Raw genomic sequence first — 12,004 nt, 5'->3', positions numbered from 1 at the left:
GGTCTTAACGGCTCAGGTAAATCAACCCTTTTAAAAATTCTGGCAGGGGTAGACACCGAGTTTGTGGGTGAAACCATCTTATCCAAGGGATTTACCGTGGGCTTTCTTGAGCAGGAACCCCTGCTGGACTCGGATAAAACCGTGCGGGAAGTGGTGGAAGAAGGGGTCCAGGAAACCGTAGACCTTTTAAAAGAATACGAAAAGATATCTGAAGCCTTTGCAGAACCCATGTCCGATGATGAGATGGACGCGCTTTTGGAAAAACAGGGAAAGCTGCAGGAAAAGCTTGACCATATTGATGCATGGGATCTGGATGCCAAACTTAAAATGGCCATGGACGCACTTCGCTGCCCACCTGAAGATACCCCTGTCAGTGTTATCTCAGGCGGCGAAAAACGCAGGGTGGCCCTGTGCCGTCTGCTGCTGCAGAAACCGGATATTCTGCTTCTGGACGAGCCGACCAACCATCTTGACGCCGAATCCGTGGCCTGGCTGGAACAGCATTTAAGTCGGTTTGAAGGTACGGTCATTGCCGTAACCCATGACCGCTATTTCCTGGACAATGTGGCCGGCTGGATTCTGGAAATGGACAGGGGCGAAGGCATTCCATGGAAAGGCAACTACTCCTCCTGGCTGGAACAAAAACAGCAGCGCCTGGCAAAGGAAGAAAAAAGCGAGAGCAAACGCCGCCAGACACTGGCCAGAGAGCTTGAGTGGATCAAGATGTCGCCCAAGGGCCGTCGCTCCAAATCCAAAGCCAGAATTACGGCCTACGAAGAGATGCTCAACAAGGACAGCAAACAGCAGGAACAAAAAATGGAAATTTTTATTCCACCGGGACCGCGGCTTGGCTCAAAGGTCATTGTGGCGAAAAATGTTTCCAAAGCCTTTGAGGACAAACTTCTGGTGGAAGATATGAATTTTATCCTTCCTCCGGGTGCTATTGTGGGTGTGGTGGGCCCCAACGGTGCCGGTAAGACCACGCTGTTTAAAATGATTACCGGAAAGGAAAAACCCGATTCCGGCACCATTGAAATCGGCGACACTGTGCGCGCCGCCTATGTGGACCAGGATAGGGACACCCTGGATCCGGAAAAAACAATTTATGAAGTGATCTCCGGCGGAAGCGAGACCCTGTTGCTCGGGGACAGGGAAATCAATGCCCGGGCCTATGTGGGTAAATTTAACTTCTCCGGCTCTGACCAGCAGAAAAAGGTGAAAGATATTTCAGGCGGAGAGCGCAACCGGGTACACATGGCCAGCATGCTGCAAAAACAGGCCAACCTGCTGCTCTTGGACGAACCCACCAATGACCTGGATGTCAATACCATGCGGGCATTGGAGGAAGCATTAGAGAATTTTGCAGGTTGTGCTGTGATCATCAGCCATGACCGGTGGTTTCTGGACCGTATTGCCACCCATATCCTGGCCTTTGAAGGAGACAGTCAGACCCTGTTCTTTGAAGGGTCTTATTCAGACTATGAAAAGGATCACAGAAAACGACTGGGTATAAAGGAAAATCAACCCACAAGGATCAAATACCGCCAGCTGACACGGTAAATTGGACAATCAGGCAAATTTCATATGAAAGTCTCAATAAGTTGTTGAATTACTTTCTTGTTTCGTTGTGGGCTGAGCCTGGCAGTTGATATGCCAGCTCAGCCCATGGTTGTTTATAAGAAACGATCAGGCTATCTTCTAAACAGGAGAAAGGTAATCATGGAAAAAGCAAAAGTTTATTTTACGGATTTTCGCACCAAGGCGTTTGGCGACGGACTGCCGACAAAACTGAAAAAGCTCATCAAAAAGGCGGGAATTGGGGATCTCGATATGGACGGCAAGTTTGCCGCCATCAAGCTTCACTTCGGAGAACTGGGGAACATCAGCTATCTTCGGCCGAACTATGCCAGAGCCGTAGCAGACGTGGTCAAGGAACTGGGGGGCAAACCCTTTTTAACCGACTGCAATACCATGTATCCGGGAAGCCGAAAAAATGCCCTGGAGCACTTGGAATGCGCCTGGGAAAACGGATTCACCCCCTTGACCGTGGGTTGTCCCATCCTCATCGGCGACGGCCTTAAGGGAACTGATGATATTAATGTTCCCCTGACCGGATGCGAGTATGTCAAGGAGGCCAAGATCGGCCGGGCCGTTATGGATGCGGATCTCTTCATCAGTCTTACCCATTTTAAAGGGCACGAGATGACCGGCTTCGGCGGCGTCATCAAAAACATCGGCATGGGATGCGGTTCCCGGGCTGGCAAAACCGAGCAGCACAGCAGCGGCAAGGCCCAGATTGACGAAGCCCTGTGCCGGGGTTGTCTGGCTTGCCAAAAGGAGTGTGCAAACCAGGCGCTGGATTTCTATAAAGAAGATAAAAAAATGCGGGTGAACCAGGACAATTGCGTGGGCTGCGGCCGCTGCCTTGGAGCGTGCAACTTTGACGCAATCTCATTTGATTTCAACGCCGCAGTCGAGATGCTGAATCGCCGCATGGCAGAGTATGCCAAAGCCGTGGTGTACGGGCGTCCCTGTTTCCATATTTCCCTGGTGGTGGATGTCTCCCCAAACTGTGACTGCCACGGAGAAAACGATGTACCCATCCTGCCCAACCTGGGCATGTTTGCATCCTTTGATCCCCTGGCCCTGGACCAGGCCTGTGCGGACGCCTGCCTGGCGGCCGATCCCCTGCCCGGCAGCCAGTTGGCCGAGAACCTGGCCAAGCGTGACTTCCATGACCATCACGACCATTTTACCAATAATCGGCCGGAGTCTGAATGGCAAAGCTGCCTGGCCCATGCCGAAAAGATCGGCCTGGGGACCCGGGAGTACGAGCTGATTAAGATTAAATGAACATTGAACCATAGGAGAAATAATGATCGTGCAAAATTGATCGTAAATTCAAAGGTGAAAATGTTAGGATTAAATGGCACTATGGAGAAATTTAATGAAGCCTATTACGATCATAAAAACAGGAAAAACGTTTCCGGATCTCATAGATGAACACGGAGATTTTGAAGATTGGATCTCAAGGGGGCTTGGTCGCTCCAATCGTAAAATTAACATTGTCAATGCTGAATCCGATCCGTTGCCCGAGCCCAGTCAGGTTGGAGGTGCAATCATTTCCGGTTCTCATGCATATGTAACCGACAACCTGGATTGGTGCCTCGCGCTTGAAGAGTGGACAAAGGGTATTATTAAACATCAGATACCATTACTTGGAATATGTTTTGGCCATCAGGTGATTGCTAAGGCCATGGGCGGGGTTGTTGATTTCCATCCGATTAGTCTTGAAATTGGCACCAAAGAAATAGAGCTGCTGCCAAGTTGTGAAAATGACCCTTTATTTATAGGATTGCCGGGCAGGTTTAAAGTTCACCTGTTTCATTCCCAAAGTGTTATTCAATTGCCTCCGGATGCAATTGTTTTAGCCCGAAACGAATTTGAGCCGCATCAGGCATTTCGAATTGGTAAAAATGCCTGGGGCGTTCAATTCCATCCTGAGGCAAATTCAGCTGCGACTAAAAGTTATATTAAGAATCTATTAGATGATGTTAAATCCGCCAATTTTGAACCTGAACAACTTTTCGAGCAAATAGAAGAAACGCCATATTCGGCTTCTCTTTTAAAAAGATTTGCTGAGTTGATCTGAGAAGCTTAAAGCTTGTTTGGTAATTAGGGACTGGGAAAAAAGGAAAGAATGAATGGTCCGTAGCGTTGAGTTATTTTTTTCTCTGTTTAACAATCTGGCTATATTTATCGCCCTGGTAACAGTATACGGGTATTTGCTGCGCAATTTTAAAGAATCAGCCCGGTTCAGACGCCAGATCTCTATGGGAATTTCCTTTGGCCTGTTTGCCATTGGTTGCATGTTCGCCAAAATTCCAGTTTTTGAAGGTGTTATCGTTGACCAGAGAAATGCGATCATCGCCCTGAGCGGAGTATTCGGAGGTCCGGTTTCGGCTGTGGTCAGCGCATTTCTGGCCGGTGCCTTCCGCATTCATCTTGGCGGAGGCGGGGCATTGGCCGGGGTGATCGGCGTATCCCTGGCAGCAGTATCCGGAATCGTACTGAACCGTTTTCCCGGAAGCTTTTCTTCAGTTCGGAAGGCTTTTACCAGTTCATTGTTTGCCACCCTGATCATCCTGCCGGGGTTTCTTTTTGTCAAGGATTTCCATACGGGGTGGACTTTGATGAAAGCCATGGCCTTGCCTTACGGCCTGGCCATATTTGCCGGGATTATGCTGGTGGGCCTCCTGCTCAACCGAGAAAAAAATGAACTTGCTTTTGAGGTGGCTCTACAGGAGAATCAAGAGCGGCTCCAGAAAGAAATCGTTCGGCGAAAGGCTGTGGAAGAGGAACTGCGCCGGAGCCGGGAGCGATTGGGCATGGCCTTGTCCGGAGCCAATGAAGGCATCTGGGACTGGTATATCCAAAAAGATACAGTATTCTTTGATGATCGCTTTTACACCATGGCAGGGTATGAACCCAATGAATTTCCTGAAACGTTTGGTGAATTTGCAAAGCGTATTCATGCAGAGGATATAGAGCGGACCAAATCGGCCATTGACCGTTATCTGGCAGGAGAACTGAAAGCCTATAAGGTGGAGTTCAGGTTTCTGCGTAAGGACGGCACCTATATGTGGATACAGGCGAAGGGGAAGATTGTTTCCAGAGATGTCGAGGGGACTCCCCTGCGCTTTGTCGGCCTCCATGCTGACATCACCGAGCGCAAAAAGGCAGAGGAAGCTCTTTATCTTTACCGATTCATTATTGACCATGCCAATATCGGAATCTATCGCCTTGCTCCGGATGGCCGGATTCTGGAGGTTAACCCAAAAGCCGCGCAAATTCTCGGTTATACTCAGAAAGAACTGTCGGCTATGTCCATATCCGATATCGACCCGAGGGTTGCCCATGAAGACTGGGCTTCCAATTGGCGTAAATTGGGTGCCCATGGCATTCTAAACCTGACAAGGGAGCACATCAGGAAGGACGGTTCCGTAATTTTCGTTGAGGTGAACAGGAATCTTATAGAATACGGGAGCCGAGAATATGCCATTTCCTTTGTTCAGGACATCACCGAGCGCAAGCGGATGGCCGAAGCCCTTGAGAATCGTATCTTGGCCCTGACCCAGCCGCTTGGAGATGTCTCAGACATTGCCTTTGAAGATCTGTTCAATCTAACCGATATCCAGCAGCTTCAGGATCTGTATGCCAAGGCCTTCGGCGTCGCAGCGATTATTACCCATCCTGACGGCACACGGATCACGCAGCCGAGCAATTTTACGGACCTGTGTGAAAAAATTATTCGAAACACAAAAAAGGGGTGCGAGAAATGCAAATACTCCGACTCAATGATCGGACGCCATAATCCCGACGGTCCCAATATCATGGCCTGTCTAAGCGCCGGCTTGTGGAACGCAGGCACCGCCATTTCCGTCGGTGGCCGCCATATTGCCAACTGGCTGATCGGTCAGGTCCGGAATGACGCCCTGGATCAAAATAAAATTATAGCCTATGCCCATGAAATCGGTGCAAATGAAAATGACTTCCGTGCAGCTTATCTCCAGGTCCCCATAATGTCCAAGGCGCAGTTCGAGAATGCTGCGAACGTGCTCTTTGCGGTGACCCGGCAACTCTCATTGACAGCATATCAAAATGTTCAACAGGCCCGCTTTATTTCACAACACAAGAAAAACGAAGAAGAACTGCGCAAATTGCGGAACTACCTCTCCAATATCATTAATTCCATGCCGTCCATGCTCGTTGCGGTGGACGGAGAAGGCAGGGTAACCCAGTGGAACCGCCAGGCGGAACAGGTAACCGGATTGAATTTCAAGGATGCCCAGGCCCAGGCCCTGGCCAAGGTGTTCCCCCGCCTGGCCGATGAGATGAAAAACATACGGACGTCTATCCTGGAGCGCCGGGTGATCAAATCGCCCAAAGTCTCCCGTAAGGTGGCCCAGGAAATTTGCTACGAAGATATCATCATCTTCCCTCTGGTGGCCAACGGCGTGGAAGGTGCCGTGATCCGGGTGGATAATGTGACAGAACGGGTACGAATGGAAGAAATGATGATCCAGAGTGAAAAGATGCTCTCCGTCGGGGGGGTGGCCGCGGGCATGGCGCATGAAATTAACAATCCCCTTGCCGCCATGATGCAGACCGCCCAGGTAATGGCACAGCGCCTTAAAACAGCCGCCAATATCCCGGCTAACCTAAAAGCGGCTGAAGCCGCCGGTATTACCATGGAGTCTATTGAACGATTCATGGAAGAGAGGGGAATACAGAGGATGATTGAAACCATCATCTCATCCGGGCAGCGGGTGTCTGAGACCGTTAACAATATGCTCAGTTTTGCCAGAAAAGAAGACTCGGCCGTATTCGCCCATCATCTTGACACAATCCTGGACAAGACGATTGAACTGGCAGCCACCGATTACGACTTGAAAAAAGATTATGACTTCAAGAAAATTGAGATCATCAGGGAATATGATGACAATCTTCCTGCCGTTTTCTGTCAAGCCAGCAAAATCCAGCAGGTAATCCTGAATATCCTGACCAACGGGGCCCAGGCTATGCAAGGAGCAGGAACCCCGGAGCCCAAATTTATTGTCCGGACCTATGTGGATCCGGTCCGGGACATGGCCTGCATGGAGATAGAAGACAACGGACCTGGAATGAAGGAAGAAATCCGCAAGCATATTTTTGATCCCTTTTTCACCACCAAGCCGGTAGGGGTGGGGACAGGGCTGGGGCTTAGTGTCTCCTATTTCATTATCACTGAAAATCATAAAGGCGAAATGACCGTTGAATCAAGCCCGGGCACAAGCGCTAAATTTGTTATTCGCCTACCTTTATCCATGGGCAGGCCGTAACAAGATGAAAGAATTACAAGACAAAAATCCGGCATAAAGCGTTACCGTTAATACCGGATTTTAAAGACAGGAAAGACACCGTTTACAACACAAGCACTGTTATAATTTGTTTACGACAAAACTATTTTAAAGCATCAAACATTCTGATCAAAAAAAATCCTGCAAGATCACTCTTTTTATCCTCTAAAGCAAGCATCTCTTCAGATGGAAACTGGCGAATCAACTCTTCAGATTCCTTATCGAAAATCTTAACAAGGATTTCATTGTTCTCTTCATCAGTTGAGTCTGGATGATGATAGAGCGGGTCAGCCCGTAGCTGTTAGTTGCAGATTCGAAATCTATCACAACCGAACACACAGAAAATAGGGTTGCATAATTGCGAGCATTTTCAAAATTTTAACGCCTGAAGCTTTCAATAAGGGAAAAGCACCCGGTGCAATTATGCGATTTGGGCTGAAGAAATCCATATACAACATTTGCAAAAAAGCGATTAATATGCTTAATTAAGCTTATAAATATAAAAGGATTTCCCGACATGTCCCAAAACGATAGAAATACCCCGTTAAACACAGACACCACAAAAATCATCCTGGATTCAATTTCGGACGGGGTCTTTACCATTGACTACAACTGGAAAATCACCTCATTTAACAGGGCTGCCGAAGAAATTACCGGCATCTGCCGGCAGGATGCCATAGGTTGCCATTGCTGGGATGTTTTCCGTTCCAACATGTGTGAACAGGGTTGTGCCCTGAAAAAAACAATGGATCAGGGCAAACCATTTGTATCAAGTTCCGCATATATTATTAACACCCAACAAAAAAAAATCCCGATAACTGCATCCACCTCTCTGCTCATTGATAAAAACGGTGAGGTTCTGGGCGGGGTGGAAACCTTCAGGGATCACTCTGTGGTGGAAGCGTTAAGAAAAGAACTGACCGGAGGCGTCCGGGTTGGTGACATGGTGAGCAACTCCAGTGCCATGAAAAATATTTTCAATATCCTTCCCCAGATCGCTGAAAGCGATTCATCCGTTCTGATCGAAGGAGAAACTGGTACTGGAAAAGAGTTAATGGCAAGGGCCATTCACAACACAAGCCACAGAAAAGATTGCCCTTTTGTGGCCATCAACTGCGGTGCGCTGCCGGACACCCTACTGGAGTCAGAACTGTTTGGATATAAAAAAGGGGCATTCACCCATGCAGTAAAAGACAAGCCAGGCCACTTTGCCCTGGCAGACAACGGTACGATATTTCTTGATGAAATCGCAGACACAAGCCCGGCCTTTCAGGTCAGGTTGCTTCGGGTACTTCAGGAACGCGAATACACACCCCTTGGCGGCATAGCCAAAGAGCAATCCAATGTCAGAATTATTGCCGCCACCAATAAAAACCTGACAACCATGGTGGAAAACAAGGAATTTCGTCAGGATCTTTATTACCGTATCAATGTTATTAAAATCTCTCTGCCGCCTCTGCGTCATAGAATGGAAGATATTCCCTACCTGGTAGACCAGTTCATCTCCCGGTTGAATCTACGCCGCAACAAAATGATCCAGGGACTTTCTCCTGAGGTGCTTGCCGCATTGATGGCTCATGATTTCCCCGGAAATATCAGGGAGCTTGAAAATATCATTGAACATGCCTTTGTCCTGTGCGCCAAAGAGTTCATCACCATGGCGCATCTGCCGCCGTCACTTGCCGCCAAATCAGGACCGGGAGCCGGTGAAAATAAAAATCCGGTGCTTGCCGCACAAATCAAAATGATTACGGACGCGTTGAAACGGAACAACAATAACCGGAATGCTGCAGCCCGGGACCTGGGAATACACAAAAGCACCCTGTTCAGGCGCATTAAAAAACTGGGAATCCAGTTGTAAAAGAGATTTATCCATGCAACCGAAAACGTATATAAGTCTCTTTTTTGCAACAATCACGATATTCCCAGGATCTGTCGCTTGAAAAACATACAGATCAGACAGGGGTTTGCCGCAGTTGTCCCCCTGGGTCTGTTAAGGCACAACCTTTGCATTTTTAATGCTCGCAAAAAAGAGTCCTAATAGGAGGAGATCATGAAAATTGCGATTACCACTTGGGGAAACCGGGTTTCGCCTGTGTTTGATGCCGCAAAAACCCTTTTAATTGCAGACATTGAAAATCAAAGCATTCATAGCAAGAAATATGAAGTTTTCGAACCGCACGATATCATTGCCCTGGCAGCGCTTTTAAACCGTGAAAAAGTCACGGCTCTGGTTTGCGGTGCAATTTCGGAACCCTATGCGACCCGGCTTGTTGAAAACAGAATCCGTATGTTCGCCTTTGTCACCGGCAATGCCATGGATGTCCTCAATTGTCTGGCTATGCATCATATTATTAAACCGGCTTTTATGATGCCCGGATGCACCCAGTTGCCGGAAATGCCTTTGGCCTGACCCCTGTCTCACAGAATCGGGGGCATTTTCGAAAAAACTCAGACTCTGCGCATCATGACCATATTCTGGGATTTGCACAACAATATTATATTATTTGATCAATTCAAGGGCCAGGGAAAGCAAACGGGAATCCAGATCAAAACCAGCCGCCTTTGCAGCCTTGAGATTGATTATAAATCGCAACTTATTTTCAATGGTTATAAATTGTATCATGCCGCCTTGTTTTGCAAAAGTGTCGGCCTCACCCACTGTGACAATGTTTGAATTTTTCAATGTACGGATCAAGGGCTGCCAAAAGTCAGTTTTTTTTTGATGGAGATAAAGCAGATGGCAACCCTTGATTTCATCAATTTTGCTGTAGTACCGGACTGAAATCTCATGGGTGCCGATTTTGCCTGATTCAAGCACTGCTGAAATTTCCAGGAACGCATCTTTTCCCACAACGCCAATGACAAACGGTTCATCTTCACTGGTAAATGCCCTGTCCGGCCAGCGGATAAATTTGGAAAAGTTATACAGATAGGCAGCCCGAAGCTTATATTCATTAACCGCAAGTGTCTCTCTGCTTTCTGATGCGGCTGGATCAGGCAACCATAAAAATGAGCGTGCCGCCGTAATGATGAGTGTTAGAGTTAAAACCTTAATGATGCCCAATTATTAAAATTGCCAGATCTTTTTTGCGTTAATACTGCGTTCAATTTCAGTGGCAGAAAGATAACTGTTCGACCCGTATTCCATAAGTTCACCGCCCCAAAACAATAAATGTAAAATTAATGAATAATCCTGTTTAAGATGCGAAATGTCAACCATTGATTGAGAGCCAATTCATCAATTATCAAACAGATCCTGAGACGTCCATAGTGACGTAATGCGACAAACTTATTAGAATCTCCTTAGATTTTTTTTCATCACAAAGCGGTAATCACAAACACTATAGTTACACCATCTCCTCCGTTGGATACGAAAAATATAGATTTTTAGTCAAATTTAAGACTATATAGATAAAACATAATTTCCCTGAAAAGTACAATATATGCGTATGGCATGAAGAAAAGATGCCGTTAGAGTAATAATGAAAATATTTGAGTCTTGCTAAAGAAAGAATGAAAGGTCATTTAAATTCGTGAATTTTATACGCCCATTTCTCATTTTATTGGCATGCCTGGTGCCAGCGATTTCATATGCTCAGGACAAAGATATACTTGAACTCACACTTGAAGAGTTAATGGATATTGAGGTTACCTCCGTGGCAAAAGCGCCGACCCGTCTATTGGATACTCCGGCCGCCGTATTTGTAATTACCCAGGAAGATATTCGCCATTCAGGAGCCAACAGTATTCCCGGCCTTTTAAAAATGGTACCGGGACTTGATGTGGTTCAGTTGGATACTAACCGCTGGGCTGTCAGTGCCAGGGGATTTAACGGGCAGTTTGCCAATAAATTGTTGGTTATGATTGATGGCAGGAGCATTTATACCCCGATATTTTCCGGAACATTCTGGGATATGCAGGATTTAGTGTTGGCCGAAATTGATCGGATTGAGGTGATTCTAGGACCGGGTGCAGCGCTGTGGGGTGCGAATGCGGTCAACGGAATTATCAACATTATCACCATGCCTGTGGAAAAAACGTTGGGGTCAAAGTTGACAGCATGGGGAGGCACTGAACAAAGAGCCGGGGTCAGTGCCATGTTTGGCCGTGAAATATCAGACTACAACAGCTTACGAATTACGGCTAAGGCATCTTCCAGGGATGACAGCCAGCTCAACGGTAGCGGAGCTGACGATGATAGCTCCATGGGGCGCTTGGGGTTTCGATGGGATTTTAACGGTGATCGAATAACAGGTAGGACCACAGGCAGTTTTTACCATGGCAGAGAAGGAACAAATTTTGACCGGGTGGGTATTGAGGATGATTATCACGAGTTCTTCAATGATGATACGGATTCTACAGAAGGCTCTCTGATGACTCGATGGTCAGGTCCGCTGGGATCTGATGCCACCCTCTCTTTTCAAATGAACTATAGCCAAACTGTAAGAAAAGAAGCGTTTTACGATGCAAGTGTTCAGGTCTTGGATAACGAATTTCAAGTGATCCAGCCTATCGGTCAAGACCATACGCTGACACTGGGCGGCAATATGCGATTTTATTGGGATGACATGACGGCCCATTCCCATACGAATATGGACCCGATCAAAGATCAGTATAACCTTTACAGTTTATTTATCCAGGATGAATATTATTTAAGACCTGATCTATCCCTTACCCTTGGTGGAAAATTTGAGCACAATGATTTTACCGGGTGGGAATTTCAGCCCAGCACAAGATTATTGTGGAAAGCCTCGCCATCACTATCGTTGTGGGGAGCTGTATCCCGGGCCGTCCGGACGCCCTGCCGAATGGATGCCAATGGTGAAATTGTTCTTGCCTTATATCCTCCGGGTCATTCACTTAATCCAACGCCGAACGACATTATCCCATTTCCCATACCGGTAATGGTCACGTTCAGAGGTGATGAAAACTTTGAATCCGAAGAATTAACAGCCATTGAATGGGGTGCTAAAACCCTTATTTCAGACCGGGCAAATTTAGGTGCTCACCCGCTATTACTTTGATTATGAAACGGCTCAAATTTAGCGGTCAGAAGCTCTCGAAATGTCCAAACATGCTTCGTCAGTCCGGCAGCCATTCCA

At 47.2% G+C, this 12,004-nt stretch carries 8 protein-coding genes and 1 pseudogene; 7 read left to right on the top strand and 2 right to left on the bottom strand.

Features of this window, described 5'->3' with window-relative positions; genetic code table 11:
• The 4 genes from ettA to B3D59_RS17675 form a co-directional block, all read left to right on the top strand.
• Nucleotides 1-1,560: energy-dependent translational throttle protein EttA (gene ettA / locus B3D59_RS17690; RefSeq protein ID WP_286822466.1), on the top strand; the 1,560-nt coding region annotated here is incomplete at its 5' end.
• 159 nt (nt 1,561-1,719) lie between these two features.
• A complete protein-coding gene (locus B3D59_RS17685; protein ID WP_286822465.1) occupies nt 1,720-2,853 on the top strand; it encodes a DUF362 domain-containing protein in 1,134 nt (377 codons plus the stop codon).
• Between the two features lie 94 nt (nt 2,854-2,947).
• On the top strand, nt 2,948-3,652 hold the full coding sequence (locus tag B3D59_RS17680; RefSeq protein ID WP_286822464.1) for a glutamine amidotransferase: 705 nt from the start codon (nt 2,948-2,950) through the stop codon (nt 3,650-3,652).
• Nucleotides 3,653-3,704: 52 nt separating this feature from the next.
• Nucleotides 3,705-6,881 carry a PocR ligand-binding domain-containing protein gene (locus tag B3D59_RS17675; protein ID WP_286822463.1) on the top strand — a complete coding sequence of 1,059 codons (3,177 nt, stop codon included), beginning with the start codon at nt 3,705-3,707 and terminating at the stop codon, nt 6,879-6,881.
• A 121-nt stretch (nt 6,882-7,002) separates the two neighbouring features.
• On the opposite strand, the pseudogene B3D59_RS18530 reads toward B3D59_RS17675, so the two are convergent.
• Nucleotides 7,003-7,149 (bottom strand): annotated as a pseudogene (locus B3D59_RS18530) (flagellar protein FlaG); the annotation flags it as partial.
• A 267-nt stretch (nt 7,150-7,416) separates the two neighbouring features.
• On the opposite strand from B3D59_RS18530, the gene B3D59_RS17670 reads away from it, so the two are divergent.
• Both B3D59_RS17670 and B3D59_RS17665 read left to right on the top strand, forming a co-directional pair.
• A complete protein-coding gene (locus B3D59_RS17670) occupies nt 7,417-8,760 on the top strand; it encodes a sigma-54 interaction domain-containing protein (RefSeq protein ID WP_286822462.1) in 1,344 nt (447 codons plus the stop codon).
• A 192-nt stretch (nt 8,761-8,952) separates the two neighbouring features.
• A complete protein-coding gene (locus tag B3D59_RS17665; RefSeq protein WP_286822461.1) occupies nt 8,953-9,312 on the top strand; it encodes a NifB/NifX family molybdenum-iron cluster-binding protein in 360 nt (119 codons plus the stop codon).
• A gap of 90 nt (nt 9,313-9,402) precedes the next feature.
• Here B3D59_RS17665 and B3D59_RS17660 read toward each other — a convergent pair whose 3' ends face one another.
• Nucleotides 9,403-9,966, bottom strand: coding sequence for a YfiR family protein (locus B3D59_RS17660; RefSeq protein ID WP_286822460.1), 564 nt, complete (start codon nt 9,964-9,966; stop codon nt 9,403-9,405).
• A gap of 511 nt (nt 9,967-10,477) precedes the next feature.
• On the opposite strand from B3D59_RS17660, the gene B3D59_RS17655 reads away from it, so the two are divergent.
• Entirely contained in the window at nt 10,478-11,926 is a 1,449-nt protein-coding gene (locus tag B3D59_RS17655; protein WP_286822459.1) for a TonB-dependent receptor plug domain-containing protein, read from the top strand.
• Nucleotides 11,927-12,004 lie beyond the last annotated feature (78 nt).

Source organism: Desulfobacter sp. UBA2225 (assembly GCF_002348205.1).
Classification (GTDB): Bacteria; Desulfobacterota; Desulfobacteria; order Desulfobacterales; family Desulfobacteraceae; genus Desulfobacter; species Desulfobacter postgatei.
Note: the sequence above shows the minus strand (reverse complement) of the source record. Positions and strands in the feature narration are given on the sequence as shown.

Excerpts from the sequence above, each read along its gene's own strand:
- B3D59_RS17685 (WP_286822465.1), top strand. The coding sequence starts at position 1,720 with ATGGAAAAAGCAAAAGTTTATTTTACGGATTTTCGCACCAAGGCGTTT.
- B3D59_RS17680 (WP_286822464.1), top strand. The coding sequence starts at position 2,948 with ATGAAGCCTATTACGATCATAAAAACAGGAAAAACGTTTCCGGATCTC.
- B3D59_RS17675 (WP_286822463.1), top strand. The coding sequence starts at position 3,705 with ATGGTCCGTAGCGTTGAGTTATTTTTTTCTCTGTTTAACAATCTGGCT.
- B3D59_RS17670 (WP_286822462.1), top strand. The coding sequence starts at position 7,417 with ATGTCCCAAAACGATAGAAATACCCCGTTAAACACAGACACCACAAAA.
- B3D59_RS17665 (WP_286822461.1), top strand. The coding sequence starts at position 8,953 with ATGAAAATTGCGATTACCACTTGGGGAAACCGGGTTTCGCCTGTGTTT.